Origin of the sequence: Aestuariispira insulae (assembly GCF_003385955.1) — a bacterium.
GTDB lineage: Bacteria > Pseudomonadota > Alphaproteobacteria > UBA8366 > Aestuariispiraceae > Aestuariispira > Aestuariispira insulae.
This window is the reverse complement of sequence record NZ_QRDW01000002.1, coordinates 41,903-61,723: the sequence shown is the minus strand read 5'-3', so window position 1 is coordinate 61,723 and position 19,821 is coordinate 41,903. Positions and strand designations below refer to the sequence as shown.

The 19,821-nt window shown below is 56.1% G+C and carries 18 protein-coding genes and 1 tRNA gene; 9 read left to right on the top strand and 10 right to left on the bottom strand.

Annotated elements, in window-relative coordinates; translation table 11 throughout:
• Positions 1–98 precede the first annotated feature (98 nt).
• Positions 99–174: transfer RNA gene (locus tag DFP90_RS06255), tRNA-Met, on the top strand.
• Positions 175–718: 544 nt separating this feature from the next.
• Here the strand turns inward: DFP90_RS06255 and DFP90_RS06250 are convergent.
• A complete protein-coding gene (locus tag DFP90_RS06250) occupies positions 719–1,057 on the bottom strand; it encodes a hypothetical protein (RefSeq protein ID WP_147300951.1) in 339 nt (112 codons plus the stop codon).
• 317 nt (positions 1,058–1,374) lie between these two features.
• On the opposite strand from DFP90_RS06250, the gene DFP90_RS06245 reads away from it, so the two are divergent.
• Together DFP90_RS06245 and DFP90_RS06240 are read left to right on the top strand one after the other, a co-directional pair.
• Positions 1,375–2,085: a response regulator transcription factor gene (locus DFP90_RS06245; RefSeq protein ID WP_181905221.1), complete on the top strand. Its 711-nt coding sequence runs from the start codon at positions 1,375–1,377 to the stop codon at positions 2,083–2,085.
• Positions 2,086–2,584: 499 nt separating this feature from the next.
• Positions 2,585–3,232, top strand: coding sequence for a LysE family translocator (locus tag DFP90_RS06240; RefSeq protein WP_218044599.1), 648 nt, complete (start codon positions 2,585–2,587; stop codon positions 3,230–3,232).
• Between the two features lie 110 nt (positions 3,233–3,342).
• Here DFP90_RS06240 and DFP90_RS06235 read toward each other — a convergent pair whose 3' ends face one another.
• From DFP90_RS06235 to DFP90_RS06215, 5 genes are all read right to left on the bottom strand, one after another.
• The gene (locus DFP90_RS06235) at positions 3,343–3,888 is read right to left on the bottom strand and encodes a hypothetical protein (RefSeq protein WP_115935600.1); all 546 of its coding nucleotides are present in this window, start codon (positions 3,886–3,888) and stop codon (positions 3,343–3,345) included.
• Between the two features lie 158 nt (positions 3,889–4,046).
• A complete protein-coding gene (locus DFP90_RS06230; protein ID WP_115935599.1) occupies positions 4,047–5,297 on the bottom strand; it encodes an FAD-dependent oxidoreductase in 1,251 nt (416 codons plus the stop codon).
• Between the two features lie 119 nt (positions 5,298–5,416).
• Complete coding sequence (locus DFP90_RS06225) at positions 5,417–5,899, bottom strand: methyltransferase family protein (protein ID WP_115935598.1); 483 nt, start codon at positions 5,897–5,899, stop codon at positions 5,417–5,419.
• Positions 5,900–5,904: 5 nt separating this feature from the next.
• The gene (locus DFP90_RS06220) at positions 5,905–6,342 is read right to left on the bottom strand and encodes an NUDIX hydrolase (RefSeq protein WP_115935597.1); all 438 of its coding nucleotides are present in this window, start codon (positions 6,340–6,342) and stop codon (positions 5,905–5,907) included.
• Between the two features lie 98 nt (positions 6,343–6,440).
• On the bottom strand, positions 6,441–7,961 hold the full coding sequence (locus tag DFP90_RS06215; RefSeq protein WP_115935596.1) for a bifunctional metallophosphatase/5'-nucleotidase: 1,521 nt from the start codon (positions 7,959–7,961) through the stop codon (positions 6,441–6,443).
• Positions 7,962–8,435: 474 nt separating this feature from the next.
• Here DFP90_RS06215 and DFP90_RS06210 point away from each other — a divergent pair, with 474 nt between their 5' ends.
• Entirely contained in the window at positions 8,436–9,224 is a 789-nt protein-coding gene (locus tag DFP90_RS06210; protein ID WP_115935595.1) for a hypothetical protein, read from the top strand.
• Positions 9,225–9,241: 17 nt separating this feature from the next.
• Positions 9,242–9,595 (top strand): hypothetical protein, encoded by a 354-nt coding sequence (locus DFP90_RS22670; RefSeq protein ID WP_147300949.1) that lies wholly within the window; start codon positions 9,242–9,244, stop codon positions 9,593–9,595.
• Between the two features lie 148 nt (positions 9,596–9,743).
• On the opposite strand, the gene DFP90_RS06205 is transcribed toward DFP90_RS22670, so the two are convergent.
• Entirely contained in the window at positions 9,744–10,643 is a 900-nt protein-coding gene (locus DFP90_RS06205; RefSeq protein ID WP_115935594.1) for a LysR family transcriptional regulator, read from the bottom strand.
• A gap of 105 nt (positions 10,644–10,748) precedes the next feature.
• Between DFP90_RS06205 and DFP90_RS06200 the strand changes: the two genes are divergently transcribed.
• From DFP90_RS06200 to DFP90_RS06190, 3 genes are all read left to right on the top strand, one after another.
• Positions 10,749–12,248 carry a CoA-acylating methylmalonate-semialdehyde dehydrogenase gene (locus DFP90_RS06200; RefSeq protein WP_115935593.1) on the top strand — a complete coding sequence of 500 codons (1,500 nt, stop codon included), beginning with the start codon at positions 10,749–10,751 and terminating at the stop codon, positions 12,246–12,248.
• Positions 12,249–12,333: 85 nt separating this feature from the next.
• On the top strand, positions 12,334–13,215 hold the full coding sequence (gene mmsB / locus DFP90_RS06195; RefSeq protein WP_115935592.1) for a 3-hydroxyisobutyrate dehydrogenase: 882 nt from the start codon (positions 12,334–12,336) through the stop codon (positions 13,213–13,215).
• The gene (locus DFP90_RS06190; protein WP_115935591.1) at positions 13,215–13,997 is read left to right on the top strand and encodes an enoyl-CoA hydratase; all 783 of its coding nucleotides are present in this window, start codon (positions 13,215–13,217) and stop codon (positions 13,995–13,997) included. Before mmsB ends, DFP90_RS06190 begins: the two co-directional genes overlap by 1 nt.
• Positions 13,998–14,058: 61 nt before the next feature.
• Here the strand turns inward: DFP90_RS06190 and DFP90_RS06185 are convergent, their stop codons facing one another.
• Both DFP90_RS06185 and DFP90_RS06180 read right to left on the bottom strand, forming a co-directional pair.
• Positions 14,059–16,959, bottom strand: coding sequence for a PAS-domain containing protein (locus DFP90_RS06185; protein ID WP_115935590.1), 2,901 nt, complete (start codon positions 16,957–16,959; stop codon positions 14,059–14,061).
• Between the two features lie 143 nt (positions 16,960–17,102).
• Positions 17,103–18,035: a LysR substrate-binding domain-containing protein gene (locus DFP90_RS06180; protein ID WP_115935589.1), complete on the bottom strand. Its 933-nt coding sequence runs from the start codon at positions 18,033–18,035 to the stop codon at positions 17,103–17,105.
• 98 nt (positions 18,036–18,133) lie between these two features.
• Here DFP90_RS06180 and DFP90_RS06175 point away from each other — a divergent pair, with 98 nt between their 5' ends.
• The gene (locus DFP90_RS06175) at positions 18,134–19,048 is read left to right on the top strand and encodes a DMT family transporter (protein ID WP_115935588.1); all 915 of its coding nucleotides are present in this window, start codon (positions 18,134–18,136) and stop codon (positions 19,046–19,048) included.
• A gap of 38 nt (positions 19,049–19,086) precedes the next feature.
• Here DFP90_RS06175 and DFP90_RS06170 read toward each other — a convergent pair whose 3' ends face one another.
• A complete protein-coding gene (locus DFP90_RS06170) occupies positions 19,087–19,821 on the bottom strand; it encodes a glutamine amidotransferase-related protein (protein WP_115935587.1) in 735 nt (244 codons plus the stop codon).

Below are 19,821 nucleotides of genomic sequence, written 5' to 3'. Positions count from 1 at the left end.
ATTTTTATGATCTCGCCGCTTGACACCAGCCCGCCTGAGACGTAAAAACCGCCCCGCACCCGGCAGCAGGCGATTGGCCGTGCAGGGCGCACACAAACGGCGGATTAGCTCAGTGGTTAGAGCAGTGGAATCATAATCCATGTGTCCGGGGTTCAAATCCCTGATCCGCCACCAAAGCTTGAGGCCGCTCCCCGCAAGGGTTGAGCGGCCTCGCTTTTATTGATTTTCCGCTTTTACGGGCAAAACTCGCCCCGGTTGAATATTTGCCCCACTTCCCCAAACCGGTATTCCCTGTTGGTTAAATCGAACAGTTCCGGCGATAGTTGCGGAGATTTAATCGTAATAAACCCATTTATATGTTGCAGCGCGGGAAGTTATTGAATCCCGACAATGTGTTTTTTGCTGCCCTGCGAAATGAGTTTACTTAGTTTTTTTGTCGTTTGACTCCCGCATTCGCTCTGTTAACATAAAGCGCATAGGTTGTAAAAAACGCATCCGTTCTCGTTAACCCGTTTTATTGGGAGGGACCAATGGAAAAAACGCTTAACGTCACACAGATCGTTTCCACGCTGCTGGCCATTTCGGTTTTCCTCGGCCTGAGCGGTGGCCTCGTCTGGTATGCCTTGTTCGGGCTTTGAATTCCCCTGTCATTTTGCGCGAAGAGTAATCAATAGCCTTCCCGGCCGGGATTTTTCCCGGCCGTTTTTTTAGGTAATCGTCAGGCCGCCTGGCCACTCGCCCGGCGCGCCACCTTAAGGATCAACCACCAGATCCCGACCAGCATGCCCGCCGGCAGCCAGCCGCCGAACATCAGGGTCGTCTTGCGCACCTGGGCCAGATCCCGGGCGGCGATTTGTTCGGCACTGGGCTCGGCCGTGGCATTCACTTCGGCGATGATCTCCGACCACATGCTCCCCAGAGCCAGATTCAGTAAGATATTGGCAATCAGAATACCAATGAAGATCAGGAAGACCTTCTGGCCCAGGGTCGGACGGGACTGGGCAAAATACAGCGGCACCGGCGTGGCCAGCACCAGGATGAGAAACCAGATATTCACGGGACAGCGCTCCCTCTGTTCTATTTTGTTTTTTATGTTTTTTTTCATGCCGAAGGTTCCGGCCACCACAGGGTAATGACTCCCCCCTGCCTTCACCAAGGTCTAAATTGACGCAGGTCCGAAATTGCCGGGGAAAAACAAAAAAACTGATCCAAAACGCGCAATATAACGTAAGCACTTATGGAGTGCATTTATCTTGAATAATTAATCGCATAAGATGCATAAGCATTTGCAAATTATTAAGGTTTTTAGTGGGACAATGGCACTGAATTCGATAATATGGACTGATGAGTTTTAACGGGCACAGAACGGGTGAAATGTTGCAGGTAGGTTCATCACGGATCCTCGTGGTGGAGGATGACCCACTAATCCAGAGAATGATCCAGGCCGTCCTCAAGGAAGAGGGGTATCGGATCGATTTTGCCGGGGACGGTGCGGCCGCCCAAAAGCAATTCCAATTACATTCCTATGATCTGGTCTTGCTGGATCTGGGCCTGCCGGATGTATCCGGATTTGATCTGGTGCCGGTTTTTTCCAAAGTGAGTTGTGCGCTAATCGTGCTCACCGCGCGTGATACAGAATCCGATGAGGTCTTAAGCCTGGAGCTGGGTGCCGACGATTATCTGCGAAAGCCCTTTGACCACCAGGTGCTGCGCGCCCGAATCCGGAAGGCTCTGAAACGGCGGCAATCCCAATCGGACGGGGCCGAGATATCCGGTGACACGGTTACAATCGGCCCCTGGCAGTTTGATCCCGGTCGCCAGTCCCTGATAGATGACAAGGGTGAGGCAACCACACTGACCCAGACCGAATGTGATTTGCTTTCCATCCTGATACAGAATGCCGGCGCGACCCTGAGCCGCGACCAGCTGTGCGAGATGGCCCTGAAACGGGAATGGCAGCCGGGCGACAGAAGCATTGATGTTCTGATCAACCGCCTGCGCAAAAAACTGGAAGAGCAGCCCAACGATCCCAAGCATATCATCACCGTGCGCCCGGTGGGCTATCGTTTCGACAGCTCGCTATAGTGAAGAGACCTGTTGTTAATGGGGAGCGTTGGTTAACAGATCTTAATCATTGTAACGCTCGTTTACATTGTAATCTCTGGGTTTACTTTCCTTCGATAGAAATCCTCCGCCAGCCCGGCTACTGTTGTTTTACGGGTTGATGACCAATCAAATGCCCTGACAGGTCACCGGCCCACCGTCAACACGCAACATGTTGACCCTCTTTGCCGCGGCCGTTTGGGTTCCTCACCATCCCAAATCACCCAAGCCTCTAGGACCCAAAAGGCCGCGGCAAATAACTTCCCTGCACCACTGGCAGGGTCCGGCGACGCAAAAGGATATCCTCCCTCGATATCCGCGCCGGGGGGAAGGTTCTTTAAATTTTTTCACAGTTAAAATCGGGAGGATATCCTCCCTTTTTTTTTGCGCTGAAACAAAGAATTGTCTTTGGAACAATTCTTCGCTTCCTGTTCCCCCTGACGATGGTTTCAATGGCCTTTGTAACAAAGGAGCATTGATCATGGTCGAGATGATCCAGATTTACTGGCCGCAATTTCTGCTGGCCTTTGGCACCTACATCGTGGCCACCGCCAGTCCCGGCCCCGCCACATTGGCGATCATGGGCACAGCCATGCGGGCGGGACGGTCCGCCGGCCTGTCTCTTGCCGCCGGGGTGATATCCGGCTCAGTCTTCTGGGGTTCATTGGCCGCGTTCGGGCTTGGCGGATTGCTGGCCCGTTTCGAAGGCGCGTTTGAAATCATGCGGCTGTTAGGCGGCTGCTATCTTCTCTGGCTGGCCTGGAAATCCTTCCAATCGGCCAGAAAGGGCCTGCACGCCGATGCAGCCGTCGCCGGATTTAACAAAAGGGAAACCGGCCACGGTACGTTTTACCGGCGCGGCCTGGCGATCCATCTGACCAACCCCAAGGCGGTTTTATCCTGGGCTGCCATTTTCACCCTGGCCCTGCCGGCCGAGGCCCCGGCCATCCTGCCGGTTGTGATCCTTTTGGGCTGTTTCCTGCTGGGGCTGGTTATTTTTGGCGGCTATGCGCTGGTCTTTTCCACCCCGGTTATGGTGGGGGTCTATGCGCGGGCCAAATCCTGGATCGAAACGGCCCTGGGCGGCTTGTTTACCGCCGCAGGCCTGCGTCTGCTGATCACGGACTGATCAACGAATTCAATGAATTGAACAAAACAAACCCCCGGTGCAATTCCACCGGGGTTTCTCATCCTAAGACCCCGCCCTTGGCCAAGACGGGATCCGGTTTTCTTGTGAACTCAATATTTGCGGCGGGCCGCAAGGCCGGCCAGACCGACCAGGGTCAGGCCCAACATGCCGCCGAGCGGCACATCAACCGCCTCGTCCCACCAGAGACGGACATGGGAGATGCTGGGGAAATAGGATTTTCCGCCGCCATTGATGCTCTCAAAAAAGGTAAAGCTGCCGCCATTGGGATTGGCCACTTCCTGGAGCAGGAATTCACGGCCGGATTTCACGGTCAGGAAATCCACCATGCCCCGGCCCAGCGTATCAACCCAATTGCCGCCGTTGATCTTGCCCTTGCGGTCAACGGTGAAGGTGAATTGAAAGCCGTCAATCATGATGTCATTGGCATTGCCGGTGGACACATAATCAAGGTCGTAATCCATGCCGACCACATCATAGAGCGCGTCTTCAACCGCTTGCTTCTTATCATTCCCGGCACCGCGGCAGGGCAGATCCGTCGCAACAGAGCAGCTGTCGGCCAGGGCCGCATCAGCTGCCTGGGGTGCCGTCATAACCGTCAGGGCGGCAACCGCCAGCAGGGACAGGATATTCTTCATGGAGTGCAGACTTTCGATCACTGAACTAATTTTTCACCTTCTTATTAGCAAGCATAATGCCAATATGGTTAATTCATTTTATTTCAACAACTTATCAAAATACCAATCCGCGCCAAAAATGAGACCTGTAAAAGAATCAGACAGTTTCCAAAGAAGACTTACCAGCGCCAGCCGAGGCCGTCCGGCGTCGCCCCGGTCACCCCGTCCATTCGGTCCCGCAGCATCTCGGCGCTCAAGACCGCAAGCGTCCAGCCCAGATAGCCATGGCCGGCATTCAGCCAAAGATTGTCATGGCCCGGCACCCGGTCAATGGTCGGCAGGCCGTCCGGGGACATGGGGCGCAGGCCGCACCATTTCTTGGTTTCCGCGGTCCAGTCCACCAGCCCCGGGAAATTGTCATCCACCGCGCGCCGGTGGCGGGCAAAGCGCCCTTCCGGCGTGGACAGGTCAAAACCGTCAAAATGCGCATAGGATGTAACCCGCAGACGGTCACCCAGCATGGCAAAGGTGACATATTCATCCGCATCCATGCCACTGATCTGCAAGGGCGCCACTTCTTCATGCAGCGAAAGCGTCATGGAATAGCCCTTGGCCGGATTGATCGGAAACCCCACCTTCAACTGCCGCAGGGCCTGGCCCGTCCAGGGGCCCAGCGCCAGAACGAAGGCATCAGCCTCAATCTCGCCTCGGTTCGTACGCACGGCGCAAATACGCCCCCCTTCTTTGACGAAGCCCTGCAATTCATGCTCGCAAAGGATCTCCTGGCCATGCAGCAACAGCTGGATTCCCAGCTGATGGGTCAGCGCCCTGGCGTCGGCCACCCGGTCTTCCCTAACATAATAGCCGCCGACCACCGGATTGCGCCGGTCCGCCAGAGCCGGTTGCAGGCGCAGCACCTCGTCCGCCGATATGATCCGGGCATCCAACCCCTGACGGCTGACCCAATCCGCATGTTTGCGGTCTTGTTCCAAACCCGCTTCACTGCCATGCCAATAGAGCAGGCCTTTTGAATCCAATGAAACATCCAGCCCCAGCGACTGGGTCAGCGCCTCGGTTTTTTCCGTGCTTTCCAGGGACAGGCGCAAGAGCAGGCCGTTCAGCCGCTCCACCGCCTGCGGCGGACAGCGTCGCAGGAAATGCCAGATCCAGGGAAAGGATTTCCAAAGGCTTTTCAGCCGCATTTTCATGACCGGATCACGGTCCAGCCAGGATTTCAGGAAATCAATCGGGGCGCGGGGGGAATTCCAGGCCATGGAATGGCCCGGGGTCAGCAGCGAGGCGTTAGCATGGCTGGTGGCCGCCGCCATGCGCTTGCTTTGTTCCACCAAAACAATGTCATGGCCCGCTTCCGACAACATCCAGGCTGCCGTGGTGCCAACCACGCCACCGCCCAGCACGCAAATCTTCATGACGCCCCCGTCCCGTTAGCCTGCTTTTTGCCAGACTGGAATATCATGGCAGGCGGAGCAACCGAAAATCCAGCCCGGACGGGCAAATTCAGTGTCCCCGAAATCAGAACCGCCTTAAATTAGAGCCAGGGCCTTACCCGTGCCTTGTAATCCAGATATTCATCCCCGAATTTGGCCGCCAGATAGCGTTCTTCCTTTTTGATGATATGGAAATGGATCACCAGCATGGCCGGGATCACGGCTATCAACGCGCCCCAGCTGGCCCCCATCAGGGCAATGCCTTCGCAAAAGCCCGCCATGCCCAGATAGATCGGGTTGCGCGACCAGGCATAGGGGCCGGACTGGATCACCTTGGTGGTCGGCCGCCAGGGCTCCACATTGGTGCCGCTGGCCAGATGATCAAGGAAACAGACAATGATCAGCCCGAGCCAGAGACCGGCCCAGATTCCGCCAGCCCCCATCTGCCAGGCGGCGGTCATCTCACCCGTAAACCAAGGAGAATCAAACCACAATCCTGCCAGCAGGAAGGATGTAAAGATCAGCGGCGGCGGAATACGCACACCCGGCTCGTCTCGGCCATCGGGGAGAGGATTGTCCGCCATGATGATCAGCCCTCGCTCAGTTCCGGCAGCAGCACTTCCGGGAACAAGGCAATTCCGCCGTCGGTGAAATCCTTGCGCGAAAACCAGGATGCCTGGCCTTCGCCCGGAATATCAAATCGATCCTGATGATAAAGGCCCGCCTCCAACAGGGTGACCGGCGCGATAAAGAGATATTCGTGCCCGGCCGCCCCATGATGGTCATAGATGTTTTCCACCACTTTCCAGGGGCCGTCGATGCTGATCCGGCAGCCAAACTCTTCCTGGAATTCCCGATGCAGCGCCTGCTCGCGGCTTTCGCCAAACTCGATAGAGCCGCCCGGCGGGCGCACACCTTTCAGGCGGCCGTCATCATCCGGCACCTCCATGGCCAGCAGGGCATCGCCCCGCATCACCAGCCCCAAAACCTTCATACTGATCATTTCTTTTGGCCGCCAATAGGACATGCCCGTTTCCCCCGCTCTTACCATTCACACAAAACTCAAAAAAGACCCGGCCACCTGAACAGGGTGGCCGGGACATCATAACTCCAGAAAACCGAGGATCACTGGGCGGAAATGCGTCCTTCCACCTTGGGCGCGATCGTGCCTTTTTCACTGATATAGTTGATCACGGTGGTTGCCATCAACGTGGCCGCCGCCTTGTCGATCAGATGTTTGGATTCCTTGAACATCTTAAAGCCGTCACCGCCATTGGCGACATAATCATTGGTCGCCAGGGTATAGAGCTTCGCCTTGTCCAGCGGCTTGCCGCCGACCAGGATTTCACTCACCCGCTCGCCCGCCGGCTTGGCCGGGTCATATGTCATGGTCATGCCGGAATAATGGCTGAACCGGCCAGCACCATCCTCGACCTTGGAAACCGCATGCTCCACCGCCTGCCACAGCTGGTCGCCGGTCAGCTCCAGCTTGACCGTGACATTGCCAAAGGGCAGCTCGGACAAGACATCCTTGCGGGTCAGCTTATGGCCCGCATCATAGGTCTTGTCGCCCCGGATGCCGCCGCCATTGGTCATGGCCACGTCCGCTTTGGTCTCGTCTTTCAACGCATCCGCGATCAGGTTGGCAAAGTTGGATTCGGTGGAACGCACGGTGGAACGCCTTGTATCCAGCTCGGTCTCGGAGACACCGATCTCCACATTCATTTCCTGGTCCAGCTTGTTCATATGGCCATCCACGATCTTCTGGACAGTGGGCTCACCGACCACGCCACGGGTGGAGATCACCGACCAGGTCGGCAACACATCCAGCTTTTTCTTACCGCGCTTTTCGACCCATTCCACATCCAGCTGGACCACATTCAGATAATGGGCCTGGCTGCCGGCTTCGGCCAGGGTGACGTCATGCTCGACCAGGTTGACCGGAATATGATCATGGCCGCCCAACAGCAGATGAATGCCCGGCACTTCCGCCGCCAATTTCCGGTCATCGGCAAAATCGATATGGTTGATGCCGACAATGATCTCCGCGCCCTGGGCTTTGAGATCCTCTACCGCTTTCTTGGCGGTCGCGACCAGTTCCGGGAATTTGATCCCCTCGCCCGGCGAAGACAGGAAAGGGGTTTCCGGGGTGACCAGGCCGAAAAAGCCGATCTTGAACCCGCCCGCTTCCATGATGTGATAAGGCTTGGTGCCGACCGCCTGGCCGCCATCCTGGGTCAGCACGTTGGTGCCAAGCCAGGGGAAGTTGGATTCCGCAATGCGCTTGGCCGCAACCTCGGGCCCGAAATCAAATTCATGATTGCCGACCACGGCCACATCGGTGCCAACCGCATTCATCAGCTCGACCATCTGGCTGCCCTTGGTCAGGCCCGACATGAGCGACGGCGAGATCAGATCGCCGCCAAAAGTGGTGACGGAATGTTCCGCCCTGGCCCGTTCCTGCGCCAACAGGGTCATCAGGGGCGCAAAGCCGCCCTTGGCATCTTTCGGCGCGATCCGGTCAAGATCGTTGAAATGAAGGAAGGTGATCCTGGTGGGTTCGGCCATCGCCGCCGACACCATCAAGGAGGCCGCTATCACACCACCGGCAACCGCCGTGGCAGCACGTTTGAAGCTGAGTATCATATCTCTCCCCTGGGGGTTTATTTTTCTCCCGGCATCCCTCACCGGTTGCGGGATTTTACCACGATTACCGCCCGGGAAAAGGCCGAAGTGACGTAAAGGGAAAGATTCTTGACGGGGTGGACAGGAATGGGTGTGCTTTTGAACTGGTTTACAGGAAATACGATATTGATGCCCAAACAAGCATGGTGCCGAAAGCACAGAAGATGATCATAAAGATATGCAGCAACAAAAACCGCCAAATGCTGTTGATCCGCCCTTCCTGGAGATCGGCTCTCCGAATGGCATGCCCCCGCAAAACGGTCAGTATCGTCAACACGACAAGCACGCCCCCTAAAAACAGCGCGCCTAACTGCAACAACAATTAAACCTTCTCCCGCCTTCAAATGACTTTCAGTTAGAGTAAGATCTTCCTAACCTTCCCCAGCAATCGAAAAACGACTTTAGTAGAATTTTCAGGGATAAACTAAAAGCAAAATGATTTTCGCTAATTCTAATAGATCAGACTTGGGTCCAAAAAAACTGACAGAGACCGAATTTGAGTATCTTGATCGTTCCGGTACAGAAGCTGCTCAGCGTGTCCGGGATTTTCTAGAAACATGGATCAAGGAATTTCCCGAAGATGAATCAAATGAGATACGGGCTAGAATTCAATCTGGCGAACAGAGTGATTTTTCATCTGCATCATTCGAGATTTTTCTATTTTCTGTGTTCAAACAGGCAGGTTGTAAGGTTATTCATCACCCAGAATTAGAAAATGGAAGCAACAAACATCCAGATTTCCTGGTGACCTTGCCTGACGGAGAAGAAGTTTATGTCGAAGCCGTTCTGGCCTCCGACTTAACTGCAGAAGAAATAGCGGCACAGAAACGGAAAAATGTTGTACTAGAGGCGCTAGAAAACGACAAAATCCCTGACTTCTTCTTGCTTATCTCTTCAAATGGATCTTCAAACACTTCACCTCCATCAAAAAAGCTCAGAGAAAAAGTCCAAAACTGGATTAATAAACTTGATCCAGATGAATTATTGAAAGCTAACCATACACAAATCAGTGATTTTCCCCAATTGACTTGGACACACGAAGATTGGTCTCTGACCATAACTGCGCTACCAAAATCCCCAGAAAAACGAGGAAATTCAGTTAGAAACGTTGGCAGTTATTCAGATGGAGCGCGATGGGTAAACATAAGAGAACCGCTGAGAAATGCGATAAAAGACAAAGGAAAAAATATGGTAAATTGGAAAAGCCTTTGGTCATTGCTGTGAACGTGGATTCAATAACCATGGATAGTATAGACGAAATGGAGGCTCTTTTTGGTCAAGAACAATTCATCATCAACTTCCAAAATCCAAATAAACCCATAAAAGAAATGAATAGAGTTCCTAATGGAGCTTGGATAGGTCGAGACGGACCAATTTACACCAGAGTATCTGGTGCATGGGTCTTCAAAAATCTTTGTCCTTGGTCGATAACATCAAGAAGAAACTATCTTTATATGAATCCATTTGCAGCGCTCCCAGTTCCCGACTATTTGAAATGTTTCAATCACGTCATTGTGCAAGACGGTAAATATGTTTGGAAGGATGGTACATCGCTAGCCTCACACCTAAAACTCGATCCTCATTGGCCCGAGTAGAATGCACCATTGGTGCTGGGAGCACTATTCTCTTATTCACTATGAGAGGTTGGGATACGTCTTATTAACACTAGCATCAAAACACAATGCATCTGGCGAGATACTGAGGATTTCTGGGAATCGCGCTAAGTGCGCTGAAACATCCCCCTCACCCCGGCAAAAACACCCCTTTCGCCGCATGCGTCTCTTTGGCAATAAAATCCGCGACCAGGCGGATCCGGGCCAGGTCCTTCATGTCCGCATGCATGACCAGCCAGAGGCTGCGGGTCAGGCTGACCGGGCCGGTCAGGACCGGGGTCAGCGCGGCATGTTTGGTGGCCATGAAATCCGGCAGCACACAAAGGCCGACGCCATCCAATGTGGCCTGCATCTGGGCCAAAAGGTTGGAGGAGGAAAAAGCGGGGCGCAGGTCTGGCGCGATCTGGGGCAGGTAATCCAGCTCGGGCGTGAAGATCAGATCCTCGATATAGCCGATCAGGCTGTGATTATTAAGATCCCTCACCGCCTTCAGGCGCGGCGCGCCTTTCAGATAGTCTTTTGAGCCATAAAGCCGCAGGCGATAATCGGTCAGCTTGCGGAAGGTCAGGCGCCCCTCGATCGGGCGGGTCAGGCTGATGGCGATATCGGCCTCGCGCTTTGACAGCGAAAAGGCCCTGGGCATGGCGACCAGCTGGATATCCAGCCGGGTGTTTTCCCGGCAGAAATGGCCCAGCCTGGAGGCCAGGAACAGGCTGCCGAACCCGTCGGGCGCGCCGACCCGGACCGAGCCTGCGATAGCATGCAGGCTTTCCGAGACTTCCGCCTGCGCCTCCAGCGCCACCGCCTCCATCTGTTTGGCACGATTGAGGAAGCTCTCGCCCGTTTCGGTCAGGCGATAGCCGCGCGGGCTGCGCTCGAACAGTTTCGCTTCCAGGCTGGCTTCCAGCGCGTTGATATGGCGGCTTACCGTGGCATGGTCGGTGGCCAATTGCCGTGCCGCCTCGGTCAGTTTTCCGGTGCGCGCCACCGCCAGAAAGAAGCGCAGATCATTCCAGTTGAAATCCAGCATGTGTATTTCCGCACAATGATTGGGATTTCTTTCCTATATATACTGGATTTTTCGCACAATAAACTCCTGGACAGAGAATTTCAGACCTGAACAGGAGACTTCATCATGACCTATCACATCGGGCATCTCATCGGAGGCAAGCGCCAGGATGGCACCAGCGGCCGCACCGCCGACATCTTTGACCCCAATACCGGCGAGGTGCAGGGCAAGGTGGCGCTGGCCTCCACGGACGAGGTGAATGCAGCCATTGAAAATGCGGCCGTGGCCCAGCGCGGCTGGGCGGCGAAAAACCCGCAGGTGCGCGCCCGCGTGATGTTCAAATTCCTGCAACTGGTTGAACAGGACAAGGATAACCTGGCCCGCCTGCTCTCTTCCGAGCATGGCAAGACCATCCCGGATGCCCATGGCGATATCCAGCGCGGCATCGAGGTTGTGGAATTTGCCTGCGGCATCCCGCATCTGCAAAAGGGTGAGTTTTCCGAAGGCGCCGGACCCAATATCGACATGTATTCCCTGCGCCAGCCTCTTGGCGTGGTGGCGGGCATCACGCCCTTTAACTTCCCGGCCATGATCCCGATGTGGAAATTTGCCCCGGCCATCGCCTGCGGCAATGCCTTCATCATGAAACCCAGCGAGCGCGATCCCTCTGTTCCTATGCGTCTGGCGGAGCTGATGATCGAAGCGGGCCTGCCGGAAGGGGTCTTGAACGTGGTCAATGGCGACAAGGAAGCGGTCGACGCGATCCTGCACCATCCGGAAGTGAAAGCCATCGGCTTTGTCGGTTCCACCCCGATCGCGGAATATATCTATTCAACCGGCTGTGCCAACGGCAAACGGGTCCAATGTTTCGGCGGCGCGAAAAACCATATGGTGATCATGCCGGACGCGGATATCGACCGCGCGGTCGACGCCCTAGTCGGGGCCGGTTACGGGTCGGCGGGCGAGCGCTGCATGGCGATCTCGGTCGCGGTGCCGGTCGGTGAAGCCACCGCCAACCTGCTGGTGGAAAAGCTGGCCCCGCGGGTGGAAGCGCTCAAGATCGGCCCCTCCCACGATATGGAGGCTGATTATGGCCCGCTTGTCACCAAGGATGCGCTCAACCGGGTGAAAAACTATGTGGACCAGGGTGTGAATGAGGGTGCGAAGCTGGTGGTTGATGGCCGTGATTTCACCCTGCAGGGCTATGAGAGCGGCAATTTCATGGGCGGCTGCCTGTTTGACCATGTGACCCCGGACATGTCGATCTACAAGGAAGAGATCTTCGGCCCGGTCTTGTCCATCGTGCGCGCCGCCAATTACGAAGAGGCACTGCGCCTGCCCAGCGAGCATGAATATGGCAATGGCGTTGCCATCTATACCCGTGACGGTGATGCGGCACGCGATTTCACCAGCCGTGTGAATGTGGGCATGGTCGGCGTCAATGTGCCGATCCCGGTGCCGCTGGCCTATCACACCTTTGGTGGCTGGAAACGCTCCGGCTTTGGTGATCTGAACCAGCATGGCCCGGACAGCATCCGCTTTTACACCAAAACCAAAACGGTAACATCCCGCTGGCAGGGCGGCATGAAGGAAGGCGCCGAGTTTGTCATTCCGACCATGGATTGATTTGGAAACATTAAGACAAATGTCATCCCGGACTTGATCCGGGATGACGGCTTTAAAAAGATGAAACAAACGGGGATTTGCAATCATGACAACCATCGCCTTCATCGGTCTTGGCAATATGGGTGGTCCGATGGCCGCCAATCTTGTGAAAGCGGGCCATATGGTCAAAGGCTTCGATCTGTCCGAAGCCGCCCTTGAAACCGCCGCCGCCAATGGCATCGAATGCAAAAGCGCGGTTGAAACCGCCGTGCAGGATGCCGAAGTGATCGTCACCATGCTGCCTTCCGGCAAGCATCTGCTGGCTGTTTATAACCAGGTTGTGCCGCTGATCAGCACCGGAGCCTTGTTGATCGACAGCTCCACCGTTGATGTGGCCTCGGCCCGTGAGGCCCATGACCTGGCGGCGCAGGCAGGCCTGAAATCCCTGGACGCACCGGTGTCCGGCGGGGTTGGCGGAGCCGCGGCCGGCACATTGACCTTCATGGCCGGCGGTTCGGATGAGGCTTTTGCATCTGCCCTGCCCTATCTGGAGATCATGGGCGGCAAACAGGTCCATTGCGGCGACAATGGTGCCGGGCAGGCCGCCAAGATCTGCAACAACATGATCTTAGGGATCTCCATGATCGGTGTTGGTGAAGCCTTTAACCTTGCGGAAAAACTGGGCCTGAGCCATCAGGCACTATTTGATGTGGCCTCCACCTCCTCCGGCCAGTGCTGGTCGATCAATTCCTATTGCCCGGTGCCCGGCCCCGTGCCGACCAGCCCGGCCAATAACGATTACAAGCCAGGCTTTGCCACCGCCTTGATGCTCAAAGATCTGAAACTGGCCCAGGAAGCAGCAGCGTCTGTGGGCGCCAACACCCCGCTTGGCGCTCAGGCAACCCAGCTCTATGGCCTGTTTGACGCGGCCGGTCAGGGCGGCGTGGATTTCTCCGGCATCATCAACATGCTCAAAGGGGACGAATAATGTCTTATGGCGATTTTGAAACCCTGATCGTGGAAAAGGCGGACGGTGTTGCCCTGATCCGCCTGAACCGTCCCGACGTCCTGAATGCGCTCAATTCCACCGTGGCCCGTGAACTGGTTGAACTGGTCGGTCTGATCGATCGCGATCCGGAAGTGGGCTGTTCGGTGATCACCGGTTCGGAAAAAGCCTTTGCCGCAGGGGCCGATATCTCCGAGATGGAAACCAAATCCTACATGGAGATGTATGGCGAGGATTTCTTTGCCGTCTGGGAACGTTTCACGCATGCGCGCAAGCCGGTGATCGCGGCGGTCGCGGGCTATGCCCTTGGCGGCGGCTGTGAGCTGGCCATGATGTGTGATTTCATCATCGCGGCAGAGACCGCGAAGTTTGGCCAGCCGGAGATCAAGCTGGGCGTCATGCCCGGCATGGGCGGCTCGCAGCGACTCACGCGCTTTGTCGGCAAATCAGTCGCCATGGATATGTGCCTGACCGGACGGATGATGGATGCAGCCGAAGCCAAACAGACGGGCCTGGTTGCCCGCGTGGTCGCCGCCGACCAGCTGATCGAAGAGGCAAAACAGGCCGCCCGCACCATCGCCGGCTTCTCCCAGCCGATTGTCGCCATGACCAAGGAAACCGTGAACCGGTCCTATGAGATGACCTTGAGTGAGGGCATCCGGTTCGAGCGCCGTCTGTTCCACGCCATGTTCGCAACCGAAGACCAGAAAGAAGGCATGAATGCCTTCGTGGAAAAGCGTAAGGCCCAGTTCAAGGACCGGTAGGCACTTTAACCAATCCCGTCATCCCGGCCTCAGAGCCGGGATGAGGGATCAGTTGGATTCATCACACCGCCTTTGAGGCGCTCTCCCGCTTGACCGGCAGAGCTTCATTCAGGGCTTCCCCGGAAGGGAAAGCCACCTTGAACGTGCTGCCGTCACCAGGCTGGCTCTCCACCGTGATGGTACCGCCATTATTTTCCACCAGCTCCTTGCACAGGATCAGGCCAAGGCCGGTCCCGGCTTCACCCGCCGTGCCGCTGGTCGATACTTTTTCCTCAGGCTTGAACAGGCGCGCCAGTTTCTCCCCGCTCATGCCAAGGCCGGTATCTCGGATGAAAACCTCTATCATCCGGCCATCACGGCGGACACCGGCAGTGACCATGCCACCGCTTTCCGTAAATTTAATTGCATTGTTAATCAGGTTACGGATTACCGTATCCACCATCCGGGGATCAGCATAAATATGCTCCAAAGTCTCCAGATCAACGATCAGCTCGATCCCCTTGGCATCGGCCACCGGCTGAAATAGGGCGATATTCTTTTCCAGGATCGGCTCGATCCCGATAACATCCGGCTTGAATTCCACCCGGTCCATCTGCAGCCAGGACCATTCCAGCAGATTTTCCAACAGATCGAAAACCTGCTGGCCCGACTGCAGAGCATTGCCCACATAACCGGCCATTTTTTCAAACTGGCCGCCTTCCGCCTGGATCTTCATCAATTCAAGATAGCTCAGCATATTGCCGAACGGGTCTTTCAGATCATGGGCAATGATGGAGAAAAATTTATTCTTCTGCTGGTTCAACCGCTCCAGTTCATCCCGCTGCTGCTGAATTTTCTGCTCGGTATGTTTGCGCTCGGTCACATCATTGAAGACCGCGACTGTATCACCGTTATTGGTGCGGGTGCGGAAAAGCTCCACGATCCGGCCACCAGGAATATGATCCTCGATGACGGTTACGGCCTCGTCACTGTAATAGCCTTCGATCCGCTCGCGGACCAGTTCTTTTGGTTCGCCCGGCCCGTAATCCCCCCGTTCGGCCCGGAAACGAATAACCTCGATCGCCGAGGATCCGACCTCCATTAATTCGGGCGGAATGTTATAAATCTCGGCAAAGCTGGAGCTGGCCATCAGGATCTTCAAATCCCGGTCAAACATCAATATGCCGCCGGTCATGGTTTCCATAGCCAGCCGCAGCCGTTCCGCATTCAATTTCGTGGCTTTTGCGATCTCATCACGCTCTGCGACACGGCCCAGTTGCACACCAATCTGTTCCAGGGTATCTAACAGGGCCTGATCCCGCTCCACGAGCTGTTCACAGAAAATCTCTATGACCGCAACAATCCGTGCGCCGGCACGCACCGGAATGCCCACGCCCGCCCGGATGGATATTTCCGGGACGACCTGGGCACGCGGGAAATTGTCGTCCTGATGCACATCACGCAGCCAGACCGGACATCCGCTTTCCAACACCCGTCCCGGCAGGCCAATCCCGGCCCGGAATACTGTCTTGGAAGTGACTTTCTTGAATTTGAGGAATCGTTCATCAGCGCCAATTGACCAGATACCGGACGGCACAAGGCGATCCCGGTTAGCCCTGTCCACCAAATACACATGGCCGACCGGCCAATCCATTTGACGGCAGACCAGATCAACGGTTTTCTGCAGCGCCTGATTGAAATCCCTGGCTTCATTGGCCACACGAATGGCATTGCGGGTCAATTGCAACAGCAGGGATTGTTCCACCAACTCCATCTCGGCCCGCTTGGCCTCGGTCACCTCGCTGCAAATCGCGATGCATCCGCCATCCGGACAGGGGCTCAGCCGCACATCAATCGTTCGGTCTCCCGGCACTTGGTCCTCGTAATGTCTCTTTTCGCCCGACCGCCAAAACCCCAGCCGCGCTTCGGCCTGACGTTCGGGCAATCCCGAACCGTAGTCCCCGCGCCGGGCACGGAATTCAATCAATTCCCGGATATGGGTGCCAACAGTCGCCACCGGCCGCGGTAAATCATAAAGCGTCACCATGCGCCGGTTGATTGCGCGGATCACCAAATCTTCATCCACCATCAACAGGCCGCTTGGCATGTTATCCAGCGCAGCCCGCAATTGTGCCTCTTTCTCCGCCAATTCCTGTTCGGCCCGCTTACGTTCGGAAATATCAATGCAGATCACACCGGATCCGCCATATCCGCCCTCCTTGTCCAGCACCGGAAAAGCGATCATCAGGATCGCCCGGCTCAGGCCATCGGGGAAACGGATCTCCATCTCATCCACTTCCGGCGCCAGGGTCTTGGCCAACCGCCGGTCGCGCTCCTCATACCCCAGGGCGTCTTTTGCGTCATAGACATCAAATACGGTTTTCCCGATGATGCTTTCGCGCGATGTGCCGGTCCAGGTTTCAAAGCATTTATTGACGAAGAAATAGCGACCGTCCTTGTCCTTCAGAGTGACCAGTTCCGGTATATTGTCGATCAGGGATTGCAGCATGTCCCGACCGCGCTGGACCGCCGTTACATCAGTGCGCACACCAACAAACCCGCCGGTTTTTGTCCGTCTTTCGCGGGTCTGGATCGTGCGGCCGTCCCGCATCCGCTGCAAAAACGGCACATCGTCACTGGAATCAATCGCCGCCAGCCGCACCGACCCGGCATCAGGCCCCATGGCATCGGAATAGAGATTGCGCTGAACCGCCGCTTCTACCAATTCGGTGAAAGGCAGCCCGACCCGCACAACATCACTGAGTTCCGGGAAAATACGGCGATATTGTTCGTTGAAATAGGTGATCTTGCCTTGGTCATCACAGACGATGAAGGCTTCGGCCAGGGATTCGATCCCGTCGATCAGCGCCAGATACAACTCATAATCGTCTGGCGGGATAGCATGTTCGTCACCCGCTATTCCATTTGCCAGACCGTTCGAAACCCGCCTGATCCAGTTTGCTATGGCAATACGCCATCCCATGGGATTCTTCCCAAGTTGCCTGTTCCCCGCACCTCAGGTGTTTAACAGCACCTGATGAGATAGTTCTACCCCAAAGATTAGCTGAATACCAATAGCGCAGCGACCAGAACATGCCGGGACCGGACATATCTCCGAAGCGTGTTTCAGTTATCCTGTCCCGTGCCGGTCATCCATTCCGGCAAGCCGGCCAGGGAAACCGCCGCCTGTTTTTGCATCCAGCGGCGGAACAGACGCGCCGCCGGACCCGGTTCCCGGCGCTCCGGAAAAACCAGATAATAGGCATAGGGCGACTGTTTCCAGGGTTTCACCAGCGGCACCAGACGTCCCGCCGCCAGGTCTTCCGCCACCAGGGCTGAGCGGCCAAGCGACACTCCCTCACCCTGGCGGGCGGCAGCAAACATCAGATGCGCATCACTGAAACCGATGCTATCCCCGGAAAGTGGCAGATCATCCAGCTGTTCCAGGATCGTCTTTTCCTCCGAAACCCGCATCCCCGTGGGGCTGCCGCTATCGACCAGCATGGGGACCGGGACACCGGCAGTAACGACCTCCGGATGGCACACCGGCCCCAGCCATTCCGGCATCAGCCGTTCCGCTGTGACGCCGGGCCAGTCGCCCCCGCCATAGCGGATCGCCATATCGATCCTGTCCCTGGCAAATTCCGCAAAATGATCAGAGGTCAACAATTCCAGCTGAACCTTCGGATAGGCACTGCGGAAGGATCGCAGCCGAGGCATCAGCCATTCACTGGCAAAGGAGGACACAACCGATATCCGCAGGCGGTTTTCAATCCCATCCCCCATCAAACGGTCGGTCGCGGCATCCAGTTGATCCAGAAGATCGGTCAGTTCCAACAGATAGCGTTTACCCGCCTCGGTCAGGCCGATCCGGTTGGGCTGTCGCAAGACCAACGAAACCGACAACCAGTCTTCCAGCAATTTCAGCTGCTGGCTCACTGCGGAGGGTGAAACCGACAATTCCTGACTGGCTTTGGAAACGCTGCCAAGCCGCGCACAGGCTTCAAAAGCGCGGATAGAATTCAGCGGCGGCAGGTGACGGTTCCTTGACTCTAGCATTAGATTTTCTTCATCTGTTTCAGAAGTTCTAAATTTACCGCGGCGCCATTGCAACTCAAATTGATGTCAGAACCATTTTGAGTAGGAAAACCATTATTATGCAAATACACCGTTTTCAGCCCGGCATGATCGAAATGATCATCGCCATGGCGCTTTCCGGCACCATTGGGCTTTTTGTTCTGGAATCCGGCCAGTCGGCCTTTAATGCTGTTTTCTTCCGTTGCCTGTTTGGCGCGCTCGGCCTTGCCGCTTTTTGCTGGTGGCGCGGATTGCTCCGCCCCGCCTCCTTCAACCGGCGCAATGTGATCCTGGCGCTCGTTGGCGGGGTTGCGCTGGTTTCCAACTGGATTTTACTGTTTTCCTCCTTCAGCCTGGCCAGCATATCGATCAGTACCGCCGCCTATCACACACAGCCATTTTTCCTGGTGTTGCTGAGCGCGCTATTCCTGCGTGAGAAGATCGGCGGATCCAAGCTCGGTTGGCTGGCCATCGCCTTTGGCGGGCTGGTCTTGATCCTGGAATTGGACAGCGCCAGCTTCACCGGTGACATGGCCATGATCCAGGGGCTGGGCCTGGCCCTGGGCGCCGCGGTGCTTTATGCAATCGCCACTTTGGTGATCAAGCGCCAGCAGGGCATGGCCCCGCATCTGATTGCGCTGATCCAGGTTATTCTCGGCTGTTTCATGCTGGCACCCCTGGTGGATTTCCAAGCCGCTCCCCAGGATGGACGGGCCTGGGGATTCCTGGTCGGCCTGGGTCTGATCCATACCTGCATCATGTATATCCTGCTCTATTCCGCTTTCCAGAAGCTGAAAACCGCCGCCATCGCCATTCTGGCCTTTGTCTACCCGGCAGTGGCCATCCTGGTGGATTATCTGGTCTATGACCAGGATCTCAGCCTCTATCAGATGGCAGGGATCGCGCTGATCCTCATTGCCGCCGCCGGGGTCAATATGGGCTGGAAACTGTTGCCCTCTTCCCGGAAGGAGACAAATAAGACGGCTGAAGCCTGACCTTCGGCAGCCCCTCGTCTTGTTCCGTCAATTCCTTCTCATTGAGGCCGGACCTGTCCGGCCTCTTTGCTTTTCAGAAAATCCAGCAGCCAGCCGGCCACATGCCAGCGATCACAATCACCAAACAGGGTTGATTGCGCCTGGTCCGCCAGATCATCCCCAATCCGGGGCCGCCTGGTTTCCAGCAGATCATGGGCAAAGGCATGGGGGATTTCCGGATGGCATTGCATGGTGAGCACATGATCCCCGATCTTCAAGACCGCATTGGGGCAGAAATCACTGCCCGCCAGGACCAAAGCGTCGGGCGGCGGGGCCACCACCTGATCCTGATGCGTGGCAAAAACCGTGAAGCTTTCGCGGCCGTCCGGCATGCCGGGCAGCGGATGATGGACCCGGTAATCATGCAGCCCCACCGCCCAGCCCCGATCCACCTTCTCAACCTGGCCGCCAAAAGCATCGGCGATCAGCTGATGACCGAAACAGATACCCAGCAACCGCTTGCCCGCCTTGTGGGCAGATCGCAGGAAATCCTGCAGATCCGCCATCCAGGGCAGGCGTTCATAAACGCCATTGGCGCTGCCGGTCACGATATAAGCATCACAATCATCAACTTTCCCCGGCAACTCACCATCCAGAACCGCATAATCCACAAAGATGAGGCTGTCATCCAGCTCGCCGAACAATTGCTTGAACATGTCCGCATAGCGCCCGTGACGCTCCACCAGATCAGAGGTGACCCGGCCGGATTCAAGCAGACCAATACGAAAACTCAT

Excerpts from the sequence above, each read along its gene's own strand:
- DFP90_RS06245 (WP_181905221.1), top strand. The coding sequence starts at position 1,375 with ATGTTGCAGGTAGGTTCATCACGGATCCTCGTGGTGGAGGATGACCCA.
- DFP90_RS06240 (WP_218044599.1), top strand. The coding sequence starts at position 2,585 with ATGGTCGAGATGATCCAGATTTACTGGCCGCAATTTCTGCTGGCCTTT.
- DFP90_RS06235 (WP_115935600.1), bottom strand. The coding sequence starts at position 3,888 with ATGAAGAATATCCTGTCCCTGCTGGCGGTTGCCGCCCTGACGGTTATG.
- DFP90_RS06230 (WP_115935599.1), bottom strand. The coding sequence starts at position 5,297 with ATGAAGATTTGCGTGCTGGGCGGTGGCGTGGTTGGCACCACGGCAGCC.
- DFP90_RS06225 (WP_115935598.1), bottom strand. The coding sequence starts at position 5,899 with ATGGCGGACAATCCTCTCCCCGATGGCCGAGACGAGCCGGGTGTGCGT.
- DFP90_RS06220 (WP_115935597.1), bottom strand. The coding sequence starts at position 6,342 with ATGTCCTATTGGCGGCCAAAAGAAATGATCAGTATGAAGGTTTTGGGG.
- DFP90_RS06215 (WP_115935596.1), bottom strand. The coding sequence starts at position 7,961 with ATGATACTCAGCTTCAAACGTGCTGCCACGGCGGTTGCCGGTGGTGTG.
- DFP90_RS06210 (WP_115935595.1), top strand. The coding sequence starts at position 8,436 with ATGATTTTCGCTAATTCTAATAGATCAGACTTGGGTCCAAAAAAACTG.
- DFP90_RS22670 (WP_147300949.1), top strand. The coding sequence starts at position 9,242 with ATGGATAGTATAGACGAAATGGAGGCTCTTTTTGGTCAAGAACAATTC.
- DFP90_RS06205 (WP_115935594.1), bottom strand. The coding sequence starts at position 10,643 with ATGCTGGATTTCAACTGGAATGATCTGCGCTTCTTTCTGGCGGTGGCG.
- DFP90_RS06200 (WP_115935593.1), top strand. The coding sequence starts at position 10,749 with ATGACCTATCACATCGGGCATCTCATCGGAGGCAAGCGCCAGGATGGC.
- mmsB (WP_115935592.1), top strand. The coding sequence starts at position 12,334 with ATGACAACCATCGCCTTCATCGGTCTTGGCAATATGGGTGGTCCGATG.
- DFP90_RS06190 (WP_115935591.1), top strand. The coding sequence starts at position 13,215 with ATGTCTTATGGCGATTTTGAAACCCTGATCGTGGAAAAGGCGGACGGT.
- DFP90_RS06185 (WP_115935590.1), bottom strand. The coding sequence starts at position 16,959 with ATGGGATGGCGTATTGCCATAGCAAACTGGATCAGGCGGGTTTCGAAC.
- DFP90_RS06180 (WP_115935589.1), bottom strand. The coding sequence starts at position 18,035 with ATGCTAGAGTCAAGGAACCGTCACCTGCCGCCGCTGAATTCTATCCGC.
- DFP90_RS06175 (WP_115935588.1), top strand. The coding sequence starts at position 18,134 with ATGCAAATACACCGTTTTCAGCCCGGCATGATCGAAATGATCATCGCC.
- DFP90_RS06170 (WP_115935587.1), bottom strand. The coding sequence starts at position 19,821 with ATGAGTTTTCGTATTGGTCTGCTTGAATCCGGCCGGGTCACCTCTGAT.